The sequence below is a fragment of the Janthinobacterium sp. GW821-FHT03C10 genome, from assembly GCF_059420865.1.
On sequence record NZ_JBWKUN010000006.1, the window covers coordinates 414725 to 434401 of the forward strand.

12 protein-coding genes are annotated in these 19677 nt (G+C 57.0%); 1 reads left to right on the plus strand and 11 read right to left on the minus strand.

Annotated elements, in window-relative coordinates:
* Nucleotides 1-104 precede the first annotated feature (104 nt).
* Nucleotides 105-638, minus strand: a complete 534-nt coding sequence (locus AC07VH_RS21645; RefSeq protein WP_227742044.1) for a YggT family protein — start codon at nucleotides 636-638, stop codon at nucleotides 105-107.
* A gap of 253 nt (nucleotides 639-891) precedes the next feature.
* Here AC07VH_RS21645 and AC07VH_RS21650 point away from each other — a divergent pair, with 253 nt between their 5' ends.
* Nucleotides 892-1899: a hypothetical protein gene (locus tag AC07VH_RS21650; RefSeq protein ID WP_494789179.1), complete on the plus strand. Its 1008-nt coding sequence runs from the start codon at nucleotides 892-894 to the stop codon at nucleotides 1897-1899.
* Nucleotides 1900-3023: 1124 nt separating this feature from the next.
* On the opposite strand, the gene AC07VH_RS21655 is transcribed toward AC07VH_RS21650, so the two are convergent.
* The 10 genes from AC07VH_RS21655 to AC07VH_RS21700 form a co-directional block, all read right to left on the minus strand.
* Nucleotides 3024-3878: an HNH endonuclease gene (locus tag AC07VH_RS21655; protein ID WP_494789180.1), complete on the minus strand. Its 855-nt coding sequence runs from the start codon at nucleotides 3876-3878 to the stop codon at nucleotides 3024-3026.
* Nucleotides 3878-5470 carry an AAA family ATPase gene (locus AC07VH_RS21660; protein WP_494789181.1) on the minus strand — a complete coding sequence of 531 codons (1593 nt, stop codon included), beginning with the start codon at nucleotides 5468-5470 and terminating at the stop codon, nucleotides 3878-3880. Before AC07VH_RS21660 ends, AC07VH_RS21655 begins: the two co-directional genes overlap by 1 nt.
* Entirely contained in the window at nucleotides 5460-7061 is a 1602-nt protein-coding gene (locus AC07VH_RS21665; RefSeq protein WP_494789182.1) for a restriction endonuclease subunit S, read from the minus strand. Before AC07VH_RS21665 ends, AC07VH_RS21660 begins: the two co-directional genes overlap by 11 nt.
* Entirely contained in the window at nucleotides 7054-8106 is a 1053-nt protein-coding gene (locus tag AC07VH_RS21670) for a PDDEXK nuclease domain-containing protein (RefSeq protein ID WP_494789183.1), read from the minus strand. Before AC07VH_RS21670 ends, AC07VH_RS21665 begins: the two co-directional genes overlap by 8 nt.
* Entirely contained in the window at nucleotides 8103-9686 is a 1584-nt protein-coding gene (locus AC07VH_RS21675) for a class I SAM-dependent DNA methyltransferase (RefSeq protein WP_494789184.1), read from the minus strand. The genes AC07VH_RS21670 and AC07VH_RS21675 overlap by 4 nt, the downstream gene beginning before the upstream one ends.
* 5 nt (nucleotides 9687-9691) lie before the next feature.
* Complete coding sequence (gene hsdR, locus AC07VH_RS21680; protein WP_494789185.1) at nucleotides 9692-13102, minus strand: type I restriction-modification system endonuclease; 3411 nt, start codon at nucleotides 13100-13102, stop codon at nucleotides 9692-9694.
* Nucleotides 13103-13316: 214 nt separating this feature from the next.
* Nucleotides 13317-14468 (minus strand): ribonucleotide-diphosphate reductase subunit beta, encoded by a 1152-nt coding sequence (locus tag AC07VH_RS21685; RefSeq protein ID WP_070218582.1) that lies wholly within the window; start codon nucleotides 14466-14468, stop codon nucleotides 13317-13319.
* 118 nt (nucleotides 14469-14586) lie between these two features.
* Nucleotides 14587-17538: a ribonucleoside-diphosphate reductase subunit alpha gene (locus tag AC07VH_RS21690; RefSeq protein ID WP_494789186.1), complete on the minus strand. Its 2952-nt coding sequence runs from the start codon at nucleotides 17536-17538 to the stop codon at nucleotides 14587-14589.
* 391 nt (nucleotides 17539-17929) lie between these two features.
* On the minus strand, nucleotides 17930-18541 hold the full coding sequence (gene ampD / locus AC07VH_RS21695) for a 1,6-anhydro-N-acetylmuramyl-L-alanine amidase AmpD (RefSeq protein ID WP_494789227.1): 612 nt from the start codon (nucleotides 18539-18541) through the stop codon (nucleotides 17930-17932).
* Nucleotides 18519-19598: a sigma 54-interacting transcriptional regulator gene (locus AC07VH_RS21700; RefSeq protein ID WP_494789187.1), complete on the minus strand. Its 1080-nt coding sequence runs from the start codon at nucleotides 19596-19598 to the stop codon at nucleotides 18519-18521. The genes ampD and AC07VH_RS21700 overlap by 23 nt, the downstream gene beginning before the upstream one ends.
* Between the last annotated feature and the right edge of the window lie 79 nt (nucleotides 19599-19677).

The following is a 19677-nucleotide window of genomic DNA, read 5'->3' on the forward strand; positions in this document are numbered from 1 at the left end:
GATTGGCGCGGTAAAACCGCGCGTAATCCGACAACATCGCTGGCATGGCAAGTGGGGATGTCGGCTTACGCTACGCTAAGCCGACCTACGCCCTCACATCACCATCATCGCAGCACAATAATCATTCCCACCAGCACTTGCGCGATCTGCAGCAGGATCAGCGCCACCAGCAGCGACAAGTCCAGACTGCCCACCAGCGGCACCACCTTGCGGATCGGACGCAGCAGCGGCTCGTTCAGGGCCCGTACGAACGGCGCCAGCGGCGCATGCGGGTTGACCCAGCTGAAGATGGCTTCGATGATCAGCAAGGCCATGAAACCGTAGAGTATCCATTGCAGGAAGCGTTGCAGCGACTTGAGCAGCACCACTTCGACGGGAGCGCCGGAAATAAACAGCACCGAGCTGGCCAGCAGCACGATCAGGAAGGCGCCGATCAGGCTGGCCCAGTCATACCCGCCCACGCCCGGCACCACGCGGCGCAGGGGGCGTACCAGCCAGTCGGACAATTGAAACGTGAATTGCGCCACCGACGAGGGCGGCCGCACGCGCACCGCCTGCATCCAGAAGCGCAGCAGCAACACGCCGCCCAGCAAGGTGGCGATGGTATCAACGATCAATGTAAGGATAACGATCAGCACGACTAATTCTCCAAAAAAAAACCGCTGTGTGATTGAGTCACACAGCGGCGTGTTGCCTCATCCAGGCACCCGTATCGTTGGAATTACGATGGGCGGGTGCTGGTTGGGAATGGCCAGGCTGCAGCCGGTGCCAACACGGTTTTTGCTACAGGTGCGATAGGTGCCGATGGCTTGGCGACAGGAGCTGCCTTCTTCGGTGCGGCCTTTTTAGGCGCGGCCTTCTTGGCGGCTGGCTTGGCGGCCACGGCGGCTGGTGCCGCTGGAGCTGCTGCCGGCGCTGCCGCAGGTGCGGCTGCCACGACTGGCGCTGCGGCTGGCTTGGCGGCTGGCTTGGCGGCAGGTTTCGCTGCTGCTTTCGCTGCCGGCTTCGCTGCTACCTTGGCCGCTGGCTTCGCTGCTGGCTTGGCTGCTGGCTTCGCCGCTGCTTTGGCCGCTGGCTTGGCTGCAGGTTTCGCTGCTGCTTTTGCCGCAGGCTTGGCTGCAGGTTTCGCTGCGGCCTTGGCCGCTGGCTTGGCTGCAGGCTTGGCTGCAGCTTTTGCTGCTGGCTTCGCTGCTACCTTGGCTGCTGGCTTGGCTGCCGCTTTTGCTGCTGGCTTCGCTGCTGCCTTGGCCGCTGGCTTCGCCGCAGCTTTTGCTGCTGGCTTGGCTGCTGCTTTGGCCGCTGGCTTGGCTGCCGCTTTGGCTGCTGGCTTCGCTGCTGCCTTGGCGACGACTTTTTTCGCTGCTGGCTTGGCTGCCGCTTTGGCGGCCGGTTTCGCTGCTGCCTTGGCTGCAGGTTTCGCTGCGGCTTTTTTCACTGCTGGCTTGGCTGCTGCCTTGGCCGCTGGCTTGGCTGCTGCCTTGGCCGCTGGCTTGGCTGCAGCTTTTGCTGCTGGCTTCGCTGCTGCCTTGGCGACGACTTTTTTCGCTGCTGGCTTGGCTGCTGCCTTGGCGGCCGGTTTCGCTGCCACCTTGGCTGCAGGTTTCGCTGCGGCTTTTTTCACTACTGGTTTGGCTGCTGCCTTGGCGGCCGGTTTTGCTGCGGCTTTTGCTGCTGGCTTGGCGGCCGGTTTGGCTGCGGCTTTTTTCGCGACAGGCTTGGCTGCCGGTTTCGCTGCGGCTTTCGCTGCTGGCTTGGCTGCCGGTTTTGCTGCTGCCTTGGCCGCAGGTTTCGCTGCGGCTTTCGCTACTGGCTTGGCAGCCACTTTTGCTGCAGGCTTGGCTGCGGCTTTGGCAGCCGGTTTTGCTGCTGGTTTCGCTGCGGCTTTGGCAGCTGGTTTAGCGGCAACCGTCTTCGCTGCAGCTGCCGGCTTCTTCGCGGCAGGAGCAGCCTTGGCGGCTGGTTTCTTTACTTCTGATTTCTTAGCGGCTGTTGCCATTTGTCTCTCCTTCATCTGAGATGAGAAATTTAAGCTACAAGATTTAAACCCGTCCGACCCACCACAGGGATAGGCCAGGCGAATTATTCATCGGCACAAACGGTCGTTTGCGCTAATGAATTCGGCACCAGCTGAACTGCTGCAACTCCTCACGTTTGCAGCACTTCAGCCATCGTCGGTGCCACCCTGCTTTATCTCGCAGCTGGTGGCAAAGTCTGAATTCGGTCATTCGTTTTCGATGCCGTGCGTTTTTTCGCTCCTCGCATCGCGCTCGCCACAACACCGATGCGTCAAATAAAAAACCGCCATGCCTGAAAAAATTCGGGCACGGCGGCAGACGAAAACGGTGTGGTTTTGTGCATATCCGTGTAAATCTGTATCCCTGTTTTGCGAGGTTTTTTCGCTACCGCGCTGGTTAAAAAACCCCGCATTCTAACGCTCGCATTTGCAATCTCATAAAGTACACGAAAACCTTGTCAATGCGCAACCGGCACGACACGTTTTCGCCCGCTTTTTTGCACGATACGCGTGCTATCGCACAATCGCGCGGCAAATGCCGCCGCCAGCAAGTCCGGAAACGATATTTTTGTGTGCGATGCGACGGCTACGTGCATTTCAGAAAACGCGATACAACGTCACAACAAGATCAAAAAATCAGGCTCTTTTCTTTAACAACGGTGGCAATTCATGCAGTGGATTAACTACACCCTTTACAGCTCTTTTTCGCATCACGACGCTGCCGAGAAACAGCCGATTTTTCGCCCTCCCGTGCTCCGAAACTGGCACCAAAAAGTTAGACGATCCTGGTGCTGGACTGACTGCGTTGGCAACATCATCTAATCATGTTAGATCGCGACGGGTGAGCAGCAGTACCCTGTCTTGTGATGATAGCGGGCCGTTTGTCGGCAGCAAAAATCAGAAAGCATCCCAAGACCTTACATCCACGCCGGATAGGCTAGAGATCATGTATAACACATCGACCTGCCATCAATAAATCTGACGAAAAAATTGCGTGTATCAAGCCCAATTAGTCCTGCAATGCCAAAGGCAACAGTTCATCCCGCACGACCAATTGTTTCAGCCCATGGGCGATCAAGCAGCATCTCATCGCTGCGGCAAATTCACTGGATGCCTTCGACATTGCCACCAACTCTTCCCGTGCCTCCTTCAGCATATCGACTTCGAGCTGTGTACGATCACCTTTTGCTATTTTGTCGATCCTCTTGTACCGCTTAATAGTGCGATTACAATTTCTCCATGCTGATCGTCGCTGAGCATTTAGCTGACTTTGCTGCAGTCCCAAATACTGAATCGCCAAATTTACGTTGGACTTCGCACCTTCCTCCAAGTCAGGATCTGGCAATATGGAACCATCATCATTGAACCAAAGCTTGCACAAGTCTTCTGGCTCAACGGGATCCAGTAGCAAGGGAGTCTCTCCTGCCGTATCTCTAGCCACCAAGGTTGCGCGCCTGCTCGGATCGGCCAATGGAAACCAGTCGCTCTTGCCGACAGTCTCCTCCGAATACTCTCTATTAGCCGTATTGCAAAGCATGCCTGAGAGCCGAAAGTTATCCAGATCGAAGGCAAGCCATGAGTAGCCATCTGCAAATATTTTGGCTGCCTGTTTGGCGCGGCCATGTGGCCGAAAGTGGTCTACCTGGTAGCGGGCAACGCTATCTTTGGCCTCCGAATACCAGCACTTCCCATTAGACATCGCGAGCAAATATTCTCGAACGGCCGTCCAAGCTGAAGAATTTTTTTCGATATAAGCTTTGCGGGCAGCTAAATTGTCGATAGCGTCCAGTTCTTCAGTTGCCTTCTGCAGTGCCGCTTTGATCGCGTCAGGCACTTGAGTCCAGTCTCGATGAATATAGATCATTATTTTTTCAGCAGTTGTGCGATGACTTCGCGGGTGGCATCATCGCGCTGGCGCAGTTGTTCTGGCGTGCGCGCGGTATCATCGGCCAATTCCACGTCGTCTAATTTACGTAGAAACTGGCGATACAGCTCATCGCGCTCCTCATACATGAATCCAAGCTCACGTAACTGTTCGTTGATCGCGTCCAGCGCTTCGGTCTGCGCCACGTCTAATTCGGCAAGACGAGCCAAGCGATTGCGGGCGTCGATCAGCTCCTGTGTCGGCTGATCCAGCGTAGATGGCATACCGAAAATATCGGTCAGCACGCCGCTAACGCCCAATCCTTTTGGATCGACGAAAGGCGCTTCCACCATCACAGCGCCGGAAGACTGGTCGCTATACATCACGCGTACTTCATTGCGGGTCAACCCTGAAATCGTCAGCGGGTTGTGCGAGGTCAGAATGATGTGGCACTTGTCCGCATCGGCGGCGATGCCTGTCCAGTCTTCGATCAGTTTAAGATAGCTGTGCTGCCAATGCGGGTTAAGGTGAGTATCCGGTTCGTCCAATAAGAACAAAGCGCGCTTGCCGCGTGAAACGCGGATCAGGCCCAGCACCATCAGCAGCTGACGTTCACCATCCGACAGATCCGCAAAACCGACATCGCCACTTGCATCGTTGTTGCGGGTCACCCAGATCAACATCTCGCGGATCAAGTCCGAAATGTCCATCGCCTCCAGCGCATAAAACATCTCCCGTTCGCTTTTGAATGCGCTCGAGAAGCGCTTCAAGTGCTCCAGTGACGGAAGAAAAGTCGCATATTGCGATTCGGTTTGCTGCTTGTCGCGATAATCGTCTATCGCGTTTCCTTCCAGTGCAAGAGGATGAAAAGCCACCTCTTGGAACTTCCGCGCCGTACGTCCCGCAGGTCCGCCAGCACCCCAGAAATTGCGCGAGCTATATTGATCGCCTTTTTTGCCGCGCGCGAACCAAGGTTCCCGAAAATGGGCCAGCATCGAATGAAAACTGATGATACCCAGCTTGGCCGACAGTTCTCCTGTTACCTTGGGATCGGGGAAGGCAAACAGAGCCATCAGGGCCAACACGCCGTGAATCGGGCGGCAATAGAATAGTCGACGCGCATCTTGCGCTTGATTGAACTCGGTAAGACTATCCTCCAGCTTGATCGCGTCGTAATAGCGCCGCTGGTGACTGTCGAAAAGCACCTCAAGACGCCGGCTGCCACCCGAATAATACCCAAACACCAGATCGGGAAACCATTCAACCTTGCGCTTCTCGAACTCGCTGCGCTTGATATCTTGACCATTCACACGGATGGCCGGCTCGCCAGGCACATTACTCAATGTAACGCGCGGCGGTTCAGCAATGGTTTTCCCTGGCGGTTGAATACGGTAATCCACCCGGTAACGAAAGCGCGGTTCGTTGCGGCGCATGTCCACCCAGCGAAAGATCTGGGTAATGGCCTCGATCAGGTTGGATTTACCAGCACCATTCTGACCAATGAGCACTGTGGTGAGCTTGCCCTCATCAAAGTCGACCTCCAGTTGCTTCAGGTTCTTGAAACCATCGATATAGATCTTATCAAGTCGCATGGCCTTGCTCCAGCAAGATCGTGGAATCATTCACATAGCCTTGCGCCACTTCCCATGCCAATTGCTTGTAAAAGTCCGCCACAGGCAATTCAGCCATCTTGAACAATGTTTCAGCGGTCACCGGCGCCCCCAATCGGCGCAAATGCCCGGCTAGATAGGGTTGGTCTTTGACATCATCGTCTTGGCGGCTTTTGGTCATGGCGGCAGTTTCTTTAGGTACACGCGGTGCGCGGGATACTCGCGGCTTGCGCGTCTTGGGTTCAGCGTTGGCACGCTCGGCGGCTATGCGCGCCAGTAATACCTCGGCAGGTTCGTCGTTCGGATCTTGCGGAACCAGTTCGCCACGGAAGGCTTTGGCAAGCATCAGTGGAACCAAGCGCTGAGCATGTACTCTAACATTAGTCAATTGAGCTTCAATATAGTTTGCCTTATCAAACAAGGCTTTTACCCGGTTGATGATCGCATCCTGCTCTTCGAGCGAGGGAAGAGACAAAGGCAATGATCGCAATTCCTCTGCATTCAGGTTATTGACTCCACTAGTTGATTTAGCGGTTCGCTCAATCAGTTGGCGCTGCGCAGGAGCGGATAGCCATAATTGAATAAACTCTGGACGTGCTTTAGTTTGATCAACTCGGAGCCTTATGAGGTATCCCGCGAAAAGCAATCCGACCTCGCTGGCTGTTACCAAACCGATTTTACCAACAAGTTCAACGCTACCATTAGAACGAATGACAAGCAGATCACCTTCCTTTAAAGATAGCTTTTTAATTTCTACATCTTCAAAGTCAGCTCGTTTGAGATCAGATATATCGATTCTGCCATGTTGAGCAATGTTTGGTATGCGTAAAACTCCCTTACCTTTGGACTCGTAGTCGCACTTTTTAGAAGTACCATAACGTAAGTCTTCAGCAATTTCTCCAATAACGGTCTTGGTCCAATTGCCATTGGTAAGCTCAAAGGTATCATCAATCAAGCCCCCCTCTGTTGCCGCGCGCAATACTGCCTGCCGAAACCGTTTTAGCAAGGAGGGAATCGTACTCAGACGGTCATTGCAGGTTTGAGAGCGAGCCAACAAAATGTCAAGTTGCTTAGTGATGCGGGTTTGCTCCGCAGCTGGAGCGACAGGTATAGCCGTTTCAACAATAGAACCTCGACTCAATTCTATTTGATTCGTTGTGCCGTCGCACATCTCTTCAATCTTGTCTTGTACTGCTGAACTCCTGATCCAGTTAAAAAGATATCGAGACTCGATTCCTAAAACAGGCCGAACAATTGTTACATGCGAGTCCACAACTTTTGGGGGAGTGCAATCAATTTCATTGACAAGATAAGCCCGCCCAACCGTACCCGTTCCCGTACTGTTCCATAACACATCACCAGCCTTAATGAATCTGACATCCTCCCATGCCGAAAAATGATCGGGGTGAATGAACTTCAGATTTTTTAATTCGAGTTGATTCCAACGGATACATTTTTGGTTAATGACAGGTAAATCGCTTCTATCTGTGTATTTAGGTGATTTTCCGCGCTGAACATACTCAGCAAGCTCACCAATCGTTGACCATACCCACGAACTTGGAAGTTCACGCATCGCTATCTCCCACCCTCAACAACCCACGTCGCGCCAACCGCTCCCGTGCCTCAGCCAACGCTGCATGCAACTGGCGCTCTAGCTCCGCCTTCAGCGGCAGCTCGGTCCAGTATTCGGCCACAGTAATACCATCTTTATGCATTTGTAATAGTTCCACTTGTTCGCGGCTCGATTCGGCGCATAGGATCAAGCCTATCGGCGCTTCTTCGCCCGCTTGGCGTTCATGCTTGTCCAGCCATTTAAGATACAGCTCCATTTGCCCCTTGTGGGCGGCCTTGAAACGGCCCAGTTTGAGTTCGATCGCTACCAAACGGCGTAGGCGGCGATGGAAGAAGAGTAAATCCAGGTAAAAATCCTCGCCGTCAATCACCATGCGCTTTTGCCTTTCAACAAAGGCGAAACCACGCCCCAATTCCAGGATGAACGCTTCCAACTGGCGCAGAATGGCGCTTTCCAAGTCGGCTTCATCGTAACCCTGACTCAGGCCCAAGAAATCGAGAAAATAAGGATCCTTGAAAATCAAGGCGGGAGCCACTGCACCGGATGGCAACGCCGCCGGTACCCCCGCACTGGCGATTTCGCGGCGCTCATAGGCTTTGCGTTCGATTTGCCGGCGCAGTTCCCGCACGCTCCAGTGTTCCAGCACGCTTTGCTGCGCGTAGAAGGAACGAATTTCCTCGTCCTTGACTGGCAGCAGCTGCAAAAAATGGGTCCAGCTCAATTGGCGCATCAGTGATGCGACATTTTCCAGATCGGGAAAGGCTTGAGAAAATTGCACCATGCGCCGAAGATTCTTGATCTCGAAACCGCGTCCGAATTCATCGGCCAGCCTCTGCCCCAGGCGTGTCATCAGTTGAGTACCATACCGGGCGCGCTCGCCGCCCAGCACTTCCGTGGCCAGCCGATGGCCTACCGTCCAGTACAAATGGCTCAATTCGGCATTCACGGTACTCGACAAACGCTGCCGGCTGGCTTCAATCAACCCACGCAATTCGGCATGCAGCGATTCCAGATTGGCCACCAGCGCGACTTCAGCCGTGCTCATTCGGCTACCCCGGAGACATCATCCTCATCCGGCAGAAGATCATCCAGCGGCAGGTCGGGATCTTCGCCCAGCTCTTCCAGCAAGGCGCGTAATTCGCCGATAGCGCCATTCAGTTCCCGCAGGGCCAGCCGCGCCACTACCGCAGGTTCATCGCGCTGATCCAATGCGCTGCCGCCACTGTCATCCTTGAGCCAGCTGATATCGAGGTTATCGCCACGCTGTGCAATCTGTTCGCGCGTGAACTTGCGCCAGCGACCGCTCTCTCCCGTATCCACGCGCTGGGCCAGCGCAGCAGGCCCGCCAAACGGATCGTCACCAAAGACGTCTTCGAACTTTTCACGGGGTACGCTGGCAGGCGCATCGGCCGCAGTACGGAAATAATCGCGGGTGAAGGGCGTACGCTTGCCAAACTGGGGCATATTGGCGCGCATGTCATATACCCAGACTTCTTTGGTATTGCCTTTGTCCTGCTCTCCCTTGGTGAAAAACAGCACGTTGGTCTTCACGCCCTGGGCATAAAAGATGCCGGTTGGCAGACGCAGGACGGTATGCAGATTACATTTTTCCATCAGGTCGCGGCGAATATCGGTACCAATATTACTTTCGAAAAGTACATTATCCGGCAGCACCACCGCAGCGCGGCCACCTGGGCGCAAGTCTCTGTAAATATGCTGCAGGAAAGCGAATTGTTTATTACTGGAAATATACGTCAGGTCTGTCCGGGTCGGCAAACCGCCGCCCTTTTTCGTACCAAAGGGCGGATTCGACAGGCTCAGGGTCGCATGCGGCAGCTTCTTGTGGTCATCACTCAATGTGTCACCATAAATGACGCCACCTTCGATACCGTGCAACAGCATGTTCATCAAGGCGAGCCGATGCGTATCCTGCACCAGTTCCATGCCATGGAAAGTCACGTTGCGATAGCGGCGTTGGGCCGCTTCGTCGAGGCTGTCCAGGTCATTTTCCCGGCGCAGGTAGTTGTTGGCCGCGATCAGGAAGCCGCATGTGCCGGCGGCCGGATCCTGGATGGTGTCGCTCAGTTGCGGCTTCATCACGGTGACGATGCTGTCGATCAAGTGCCGGGGCGTGAAGTACTGGCCGGCGCCGCTCTTTTTCTCGGTGGCGTTACGCTCCAGCAACTCCTCATAGAGATCGCCAAGGTCGTCACGCTGCACGCTATACCAGTCGAGCGCATCAATGTCACTGACCAGCTTGCTCAGCGTTGTCGGCTTGGTGATGAAGGTATTCGCATTGGCATAAATTTCCTGCACAGCGCCACGGCCATGCAGGCCGTAGCTCAGCAGCATCTCCTTGTACAGGTCGAGACGCTCGGCGGCCGAAGCGCTCAGCAAGTCGTCCCAGCGGGTGCCAGGCTGTTCCACAGGTAGCTCGCCTTTTTTGGGCCTTATCCATACCTGGAGCCGATCTTCCTGGCTGGTCTCTTTCATCATTTTAAGGAACAGCAGGAAGGTGAGTTCGCTGAGGTATTGGTGGTAGGTGACGCCATCGTCGCGCAGCACATGGCAGAGCGACCAAAGCTTGGCGCCGATATCGTGGGTTACTTGGGAATTGGTAGACATAAAAATCAGGCTTGTGCAGGCCGGGCGGGAGGCGCCCAGAGCGCATCGTTAAAGGCGTCCAACACGGGTTGGAGTTGGCCGTTGAAAAGTTTATCGAGGCGAATAAAACCACCGCCCTCGCGTTTAAATAGCAAATCGGGGTCGTCAATCGCCTCACGGTCGACTAGCAGATTCGCCTTCGTTTGTGCGGCAATGCGCTTGAGCCAATCGCGCTGCGGATTGGTCCAGGGCTTGCCACCAGGTGTATTGGCCAGCATGGCTTGCAACGCATGATCCACCCGTTCGCCGTAGGGTAGTAGCGCATCGCCCAGTGCGGCTTGCCGGATGTAGCCGACAATACGCGCCGCGATGTCCTGGTTGCTCAGTTCACGCCAGGCTGTCGCCAGACGCGCCTCGCTGAAACCTGCCTGATCCAGCGCCAAGGTGAGTTCCTTGAGTTGTTTGCGGGTGAGCTCGCGTGGCTTGGTCAGCACGGCCATCAACGCAGGAAGCTGGTTGCTATTGCTTGTGATGAAGGTCTTGAACGCTTCCAGGTAATCCTCGGGCTTGCTCGCATTGCCATAGCCGCGCTCCACGCGCAGGAATGCATCCGGGTGTTCAGAAACATAGATACCTTGGCGGTTACCCGTCAGCTTGCGGTCCAGTATTTCACCAAGATCGGGGTTGTGCGTGAACCACTGCGCCACCTCGGTCAAACTCAAATTCTTGAGCTTTTGAATAAACGCATCGGGATTCATGCCGGCCTTGATCTCGAAGTCTTGCACCGCCTGGCCATGCAAGTGCCGTTTCTTGACTTGTAACTTGGCCAGAAACTGCTCACGCACCAGTTCGCGTGCAGCGTCGTCAACAACCGTGGTCAGTTCACGCTCCAGTTGGGCGAACGTGATTTTGGGGTTGACGACAACAGGCCGCATCGCGGTCATGTCACCGACAGACTCGAAAAGACGTACAGCGTCGTAAACACGGAAGTTGTCCTTGGCTTCGCCATCGAAGTCGCACAAGCGCGTCGCGCGGCCGAGCATCTGATCAAACAGAATTCGGCTATTCACCTGCCGCAGGAAGACGAGATTGCAAATTTCGGGCACATCAATACCTGTCGTGAGCAGATCCACCGTCACGGCGATATTCGGCAGCCGTTCATTCTTGAAGCGGCGGATCAGCTCCAGCGGTTTGTCCGCATTGCCGGTGATCTTGAGCACGGCATCATCCTCAACGCTGCCATACAGCTGTTCGAAGGCGGCCTTCAATACATCAACCATCAGATCAGCATGTTCGCTGCTGACGCAAAAGATCAGGGTCTTGCGCCGTCCGCTCGGGTCCAACTCTTGCGCCAAATAACTAGACACTGCCTCGTTGAAAGGACGGGTGATGACCTTGCGGTTAAAGTCATCAACCTTGAGTTTGATTTCATCTGGGGCTTTGAACAAGTCGATCTGACTACGCTCTACATTGTAGACCTGGACCTCTTCACCAACTTTCCAGACGATGCCTTTATCGGTCAATTCGGTATGAATCTGAATCGGCGGCTCGTAGTCTACCAGGAAGCCATCCACCACGGCTTCGCGGTAGCTGTAACTATACACGGGCTGACCAAAAATCTCGCTGGTATGCAAGGCTGGCGTTGCGGTCAGTCCAATCTTGACGGCATCGAAGTAGTCCAATACTCGCCGGTACTTCGAGATATAGTCATCGAAGCCGCGAAAACTAAGCTCTGTAGTGGACATCTCCCGATCCAGCGTATAACCACGATGGCATTCATCAATCACGATGCAATCGTATTGATCAACTGTTGGCGGGGCGATGCCATCGGCTGGGAACAAGACACGCCGCATCATGCCCTGAATAGTGGCAATGTGGACGCAAGTGTCGGCATCCGGCGCCTGCACCTCCAGCTCTTTAATACCAAAGGTGTCGGCAAAGGTTTGCAGACGCTCCATCCGGGTGTCTTTGAAAGCATTGGCGGCCTGCTCGCCCAACGCCGAACGGTCAACCAGAAATAGAATCCGATGGAAGCGCTGAGCACTGAGCAAACGGTAAATGAGAGCGATACACGTCTTGGTTTTTCCGGTTCCCGTAGCCATGGCCAACAGAATTTCTCTTTGACCTTTAGCAATGCTTGCTTCGGTCGCACTTATCGCGGCTTGCTGATAATGCCGCAATGAGAAACCATAATCGAAAGGCGTATTCGCTAATTCCGCATGGGCACGGACTTTATCTTGACGCAACAAGTTTTGCAGCCCATCAGGGCTATACCAGCCGTCGAGCGCATGGCTGCGGTTATCCGCTTGACGCAAATCGCAGAACCAAATACCGCTCTTGGTCGACAATTGACGCAAATAGGGCCGGCCATTAGTGGCAAAAACGAAGGGGATACGGAACTCTCCTTGCTCGCCCCAATTCTGGATGTGTAATTGGGTTTCTGTGCTGGGCGAAAAAGTACGACTGTAGCGCTTGCTTTGTTGCAGATCTGCGGATACATCCTTGATCGAGCGCTTGGCCTCCACTATTGCCATCGGAAGCAGTCCATGAAAAAGCACATAATCGGCCGAGTAACCGTCGCAAGGCCACTCCGCGATCGCTAAATTACGCCCGCGCTGGGGACGGGTACCCTTGCTAAAACGTAGGCTCTCCGAATCAACCTCCCAGCCGGCCAGACGCAACTGGTCGTCAATGATGCGGCGCGTCTCGGCTTCATCCAGCTGCAAAAGCCCAGCAGCATTGGTCGCAGAAACCAAGAGTTTATTGAGCGTTCCTTGAGGCGCCGCCAACGCATCCGCTTGCAAGCTGGAGAGCTGTTCTGCGAGTTTTGCTTTTGCCTGTTCTGCTTCGACAGCAAGCTGCTCCCATATCGCTCGCTCCTCGCTCAAGGCCGAGAGCTGTGTTTGAACCGAATGGAGAGCGTTGACCGCTTGATGTTGTTGAGTCTGGTATTGGGAAACAGCCTGGCGAAGCAATGCCAACTCGTGCCGCAACTCATCGCTTTCGTTAGTCGGCGGTGACGGAGGGACAAACGGACCCGAACGGTAATCCGCCTGTCGAAAAGTTCGGTGGAACCACAAACAAAGTTGCCAACTCAACTTCAGAGTCGACAAGGCTGTAGCATAATTGCCATGCAAGGCGTGATTGGCGGAATTACCATTGATACGAACTTGATCGAAAATCTGTTTGATTTCTCGTGGCAGGAAACCCTCGGCATGAAGACGCCGAATCAATTCGTACTGCGTTTCTTCCTGTGAAACATACAGGCCAGATCTAGCCGCGAGCGACTGAGCCAACAACTCTGCCAACTGACGCAACTTGAGAAGGCATGTATTGGGATCTTCGGCGAAATAACGTTCAGCCAAAGCACCAAGGCGCCAGAGTTGCTCCTCATAGGAGCGCAACATCTCAAAATTCGAGTCAGGTGACTGCTTCAATGTTCCGATCTCCTTTAGTTCCGCCAACTACTCGCCGATGTGGAGCAGTCTCCAAGTATGCCGTCCAAACCGAAGACTGCAAGATGTTTTATCTGAACCTACTGGTTAAAAATACAATAGCAATAAGACGTTCCAATGGCAAGGGGCCTCACATACGCAAGGCCCCTTCTCTTCCAATCATCATTCAGATTAGCGCTTGATACTACTTATCCGCTTACTCCCAGTTCAGCGCACCACCCGTTTGATACTCGGTCACGCGGGTCTCGAAGAAGTTGCGTTCCTTCTTCATGTCGATCATCTCGCTCATCCACGGGAATGGATTTTCTTCCTGGGCGAACAGCGGCTCGATGCCGATCTGCTGCGCGCGGCGGTTGGCGATGAAGCGCAAATAGCCCTTGAACATCGGCGCGTTCAGACCCAGCACGCCGCGCGGCATGGTGTCTTCCGCGTACGCGTATTCCAGTTCCACGGCCTTCATGAACAGATCCTTGATCTCTTCGCGGAAGGCGGCCGTCCACAACTGCGGATTTTCCATCTTGATCGTGTTGATCAAGTCGATGCCGAAGTTGCAGTGCATCGATTCGTCGCGCAGGATGTACTGGTACTGCTCGGCCGCGCCCATCATCTTGTTCTGGCGGCCCAGCGCCAGGATCTGCGTGAAGCCGACATAGAAGAACAGGCCTTCCATCAGGCAGGCAAACACGATCAGGGATTTCAGCAGCTTCTGGTCGTTTTCCACCGTGCCGGTGACGAAGGCCGGGTCGGTCAGGGTGTTGATGAACGGGATCAGGAATTCATCCTTGTCGCGGATCGACTTGACTTCGTTGTAGGCGTTGAATATCTCGCCTTCGTCCAGACCCAGCGATTCGACGATGTACTGGTAGGCGTGCGTGTGGATCGCTTCCTCGAACGCCTGGCGCAGCAGGTACTGGCGGCACTCGGGCGCCGTGATGTGGCGGTAGGTACCCAGCACGATGTTGTTGGCGGCCAGCGAGTCGGCCGTGACGAAGAAGCCCAGGTTGCGCTTGACCAGGCGGCGCTCGTCGTCCGTCAGGCCGTTCGGGTTTTTCCACAGCTCGATATCGCGCTGCATGTTCACTTCCTGCGGCATCCAGTGGTTGGCGCAGCCGGCCAGGTATTTGTCCCACGCCCACTTGTACTTGAACGGCACCAGCTGGTTGACGTCCGTCTTGCCGTTGATGATGCGCTTGTCGTCGGCATTCACGCGGCGCGCCACTTGCTCGGCGTTCGCTTCGGACGGCTCGGCGCCGGCCGGCAGGTTCAAATCGGTATTTCCCAACGGCGCTTGCTGCGCCGGACGCGGCACAGCTGCCGACGTGGTTTCATCATCCCAAGACAACGACATATTCTTCTTCCTTTCCATGCCGGCGAGCCGGCGATCCGCAACAGGCCCGTTGAATCGGACAATGCGGACATTGACAACATTGAATCAGCCCAGAAGTTCTGGGCTGACAACTAAAATCTTACTGGCAGGCTTCGCACTCTTCGAAACCGTCATCACCGGGACGCAGATAGCAGGCTTCGCCATCGGCGTCGTCCGCCGCCGCTGCCACTACCGGCGCCACGGTCACTGCTGCTGCCGCCACAACGGCTGCCTGGGCGCTCTGTGCGCTGGCCGACATGCCGCCGTCGACTGCCACGGCGTTCAGCGCGCCCGTCTTGGAAGTCGATTTCTCCATGTGGGTGGCGGCGATGGTACGCAGGTAGTAGGTGGTTTTCAGGCCACGCAGCCATGCCAGCTTGTAGGTCTCGTCGAGCTTCTTGCCCGAAGCGCCAGCCATGTAGATGTTCAGCGACTGGGCCTGGTCGATCCACTTCTGGCGACGCGAAGCCGCTTCCACCAGCCAGCTTGGCGACACTTCAAAGGCGGTGGCGTAGATGTCGCGCAGGTCTTGCGGGATGCGGTCGATCTTCACCAGACTGCCGTCGAAGTACTTCAGGTCGGAGATCATGACTTCATCCCACAGGTCGCGCGCCTTCAGGTCGCGCACCAGGTAGCCGTTGATCTCGGTGAATTCGCCCGACAGGTTCGATTTCACGTACAGGTTCTGGAACGTCGGCTCGATACAGGCCGAGACGCCGATGATGTTCGAAATCGTCGCCGTCGGGGCGATCGCCACGCAGTTCGAGTTGCGCATGCCGAACTTGGCGATGCGCTCGCGCACCGGCGTCCAGTCCATGGCCGACGAGGAATCGACTTCCAGGTAACCGCCGCGCTCTTCGGCCAGCAGTTTCACCGAGTCTTGCGGCAGGATGCCGCGGTCCCACAGCGAACCTGCGTACGATTCATAGCGGCCGCGCTCTTCGGCCAGTTCCGTCGACGCCAGGTAGGCGTAGTAGCAGACGGCTTCCATCGAGGTGTCGGCGAAGCTGACAGCCGCGTCCGAGGCGAACGGCACGCGCATCATGTGCAGGCAGTCCTGGAAGCCCATGATGCCCATGCCGACCGGACGATGGCGCATGTTCGAGTTGCGCGCCTTGTCGACGGCGTAGTAATTGATGTCGATGACGTTGTCGAGCATGCGCATGGCGGTGCGGATGGTCTTGGCCAGCTTGACGTGATCGAGCTTGCCTTCCTTCATGTGCGCCGGCATGTTGACGGAACCGAGGTTGCAGACGGCGATTTCGTCAGGGCCCGTGTTCAGCGTGATTTCCGTGCACAGGTTCGAGCTGTGGACGACGCCGACGTGCGACTGCGGGCTGCGGATGTTGCAAGGATCCTTGAACGTGATCCATGGGTGGCCCGTTTCAAACAGCATCGACAGCATCTTGCGCCACAGGTCCAGCGCCGCGATCTTCTTGAAGACGCGGATTTCGCCGGCGGCGGCCTTGGCTTCGTAGCCCAGGTAAGCCTGTTCAAAAGCCTTGCCGACCTTGTCGTGCAGGTCAGGCGTGTCCGACGGCGAGAACAGGGTCCAATCGCCTTTTTCCATGACGCGCTTCATGAACATGTCGGGAATCCAGTTCGCCGTGTTCATGTCGTGCGTGCGGCGGCGGTCGTCGCCCGTGTTCTTGCGCAGGTCGAGGAATTCCTCGATGTCCATGTGCCAGGTTTCCAGGTAGGCGCAGACGGCGCCCTTGCGCTTGCCGCCCTGGTTGACTGCCACGGCCGTGTCGTTGACCACTTTCAGGAACGGCACCACGCCTTGCGACTTGCCGTTGGTGCCCTTGATGTGGGCGCCCAGGGCGCGCACCGGCGTCCAGTCGTTACCCAGGCCGCCGGCGAACTTGGCCAGCAGCGCGTTGTCCTTGATGGCGTCGTAGATGCCTTCAAGGTCATCGGAGACGGTGCTCAGGTAGCACGACGACAGCTGCGAGCGCAGGGTGCCCGAATTGAACAGGGTCGGGGTCGAGCTCATGAAGTCGAACGAGGACAGCAGGCTGTAGAACTCGATGGCGCGCGCTTCGCGGTCCGCCTCGTTCAGCGCCAGGCCCATGGCCACGCGCATGTAGAACGCTTGCGGCATTTCGATGCGCACGTCCTGGATGTGCAGGAAGTAGCGGTCGTACAGCGTTTGCAGGCCGATGTAGCCGAATTGCAAGTCGCGGTCGGCGACGATGGCTTTGGCTAGGCGCTCCAGGTCGAAACTGGCGAGTACCGGGTTCAGCAGCTCGGCGGCGATGCCCTTGGCGATATATTGCGGGAAATACGTCAGGTATTCGGCGGCGGCCGCCGCTTGCGGCACTTCCTTGCCGAACACTTCCTTGCGCACCGTGTGCAGCAGGATGCGGGCCGTGACCTGGCTGTAGGCCGGGTCTTTTTCCATCAGCGCGCGCGCCGCCAGGATGGCCGACTTGTGCAGCTCTTCGACGGGCACGCCGTCGTACAGGTTCTTCACCGTTTCAGCCAGGATGGCGTCGGCATCGACGTGCTTTTCCAGGCCGGCGCAGGCGGCGTTGATCAGGTCGCGCACTTCCTGCATGTCCAGCAGGCGGCGCACGCCGTTGTCGGTGACATTTAATTGTGGTGCGGAAACTTGTGCGGACGCGCCTTGCGCTTCCTTCTGCAGGCGGCGCTCTTCCATGTGCTTGGCGCGGTACAGCACGTAGGCACGCGCCACGTCGTGCTCGCCCGAACGCATCAGCGACAGTTCCACCTGGTCTTGCACGTCTTCGATATGGAAGGTGCCGCCGCCCGGATGGCGACGCACCAGCGCGGCGACGACGCCGTCCGTCAGTTGCTCCACCAGTTCGCGGATGCGTGCCGAGGCGGCGCCCTGGCCGCCGTTAACGGCCAAAAACGCCTTGGTCATGGCGATGGCGATCTTCGAAGGCTCAAATGCCACCACCGCGCCGTTGCGGCGGATGATGCGATAGTCGCCCAATGCCGCGCCCGTGCTCGCCACGCTGTTGGCCGCGCCTGGCGCTGGCGATACTGGCGTTGGATGGATGGAAATATCTTGTGGTGATTGCATTGAAGCTCCCGTTGTCAGCTAAAGTCAGCCTGCAGTTTTGCTGCCGCGTGTGTTGTTGAATAGAACGCCCGATGGTCAGGGTTTCTTCAGGTATTTGTTGCTAAATAGTAAATTTATAATGCATAAAACAGGTCAGTATCCATAGCGCCACACCGTACTGCCCGGCTGGCGCAAAACATGATCAAGGGTGATAAACCGCCAGTTCCAGTGCTTTATCAGCAATCTGGGTAGCTTTGATAATAATTCTGAAAACGTCTGTGATGGCACTAGATATAGTCTTTATATCCAACTTCTGCACTAATTGTAGTGCCCATCGAAGGGCGATGCAATAGTTTTCCAGCATCCGTCGGCGTAATTTTTTGTATTTTCATATACGATTTCGGTTGACTTTTCAGGGCATGGATAGAAAGCCCAATCCCCGCGAAGTAAGCGCTAACGCAGGCTGCCCGCGCAGGGTTTCCAGCCAGCACTCTTGATAAAAATGCCAGTCAAAAAACGGCCCCGGATCCGTCTTCCTTCCCGGTGCGATATGCTCGTGGCCGCGCACATGGGACAGCCCGTGGCGCGCCACCAGCGCCGCCGTCAGCGCCGCCAGCACATGGTATTGCCGCCGCTGGAAAGGCACATCGTCCGCGCCCTCCATTTCGATACCGATGGAATAGCCATTGCACTGCGGGCGTCCCTCGAACATGGACGCGCCCGCATGCCAGGCACGTTGATCAGTAGAAACATATTGCAACAGCGCGCCATCGCGCCGCACAAAAAAGTGCGCCGACACCTGCAAGCCACGCAGGTCGGCGAAAGAAGGATCGGCATTATAATCTACCCGGCCCGTAAACAAGTCCGACACATGCGGCCCGCCGAAGTGGCCGCCCGGCAAGCTGATGTTATGAATCACCAGCAAGTCGACCTGCGCACCGTCCGGGCGCGCATCGTGGTAGGGGGAGTCATAGCGCAGCGCGCCGTCGCACCAGCCGTCTTCATCTATCGTCCATGCGCTCATCAAGTAGGGCTTCCTGTATCGTCAATTTCTGCATGCGGTAACGCAACTGGCGCACGCTCAGGCCCAGCTGGCGCGCCGCCCGCGCGCGGTGGTAGCGCGCCTGCACCAGCGCCTGCAGGATCATGTCGCGCTCGGCCTGGCGCAGATACACGTCCAGCGGCAGGATGGGGGCCATGCCATATGCCGCCATGCCGGGCAGGCACAGTTGCCGCTCCGGCAAGTCCGGCGGTGCCGGCGCCGCCCGCAACGGCATGCTGCCCGCCGCGGACGGCAAGGCCAGCCCGTCGAGCGCGATCACGCCGCCGTCGGCAAAGGCCAGCGCCCGCTCCAGCACGTTTTCCAGTTCGCGCACATTGCCGGGAAACGCATACGCGGCCAGGGCCGCCAGCACGGGCGGCGCCAGGCTCACGGTCCGGCGTGGCGACAGGCGCGCGAGGATCACCTCACATAATACCTGCAGATCGCCGCGCCGCTCGCGCAGCGGCGGCAGCGCCAGCTCGATCACATTCAGGCGGTAAAACAGGTCCTGGCGGAACGTGCCGGCGGCCACGCCGCGCGCCAGGCCATGCTGGCTGGCGCACAGGATGCGCACGTCGACGGCTTCGTCGGCACTGCCGCCCAGCCTGCGCACGCGGCGCTCCTGCAGCACGCGCAGCAGTTTTACCTGCATGGCCAGCGGCAGGTCGTCGACTTCGTCGAGCAGCAGGCTGCCGCCATGGGCCGCCTGGAACAAGCCCTGGCGCTCGTGCAGCGCGCCCGTGTAGGCGCCCGGGCGGCAGCCGAAGAATTCCGCTTCCATCAGCGCTTCGGGAATGGCGCCGCAGTTGACGGCGATAAACGGGAAGCCGGCGCGCGCGCCCTGCGCATGGATGGCGCGCGCCGCCAATTCCTTGCCCGTGCCCGATTCGCCGCGGATGGCCACCGGCGCGCCGCAGCGGGCGATGCGGCTTATCTGCGCGCGCAGCGCCTGCATGGGCAGCGAGTTGCCGCTCAGTTGCGGCGCCCCCGGCTTGCCGGCGGCGGTCACGGTCTGCGGGCTGGTGCGGGGACTGGACATGGGAGCGCGCCTTTCTGCAATGGCGGTGGCGAACCGCCTGCTGCAGATGCTACGCCGGACGAATGCCGGAGGCCGTTAC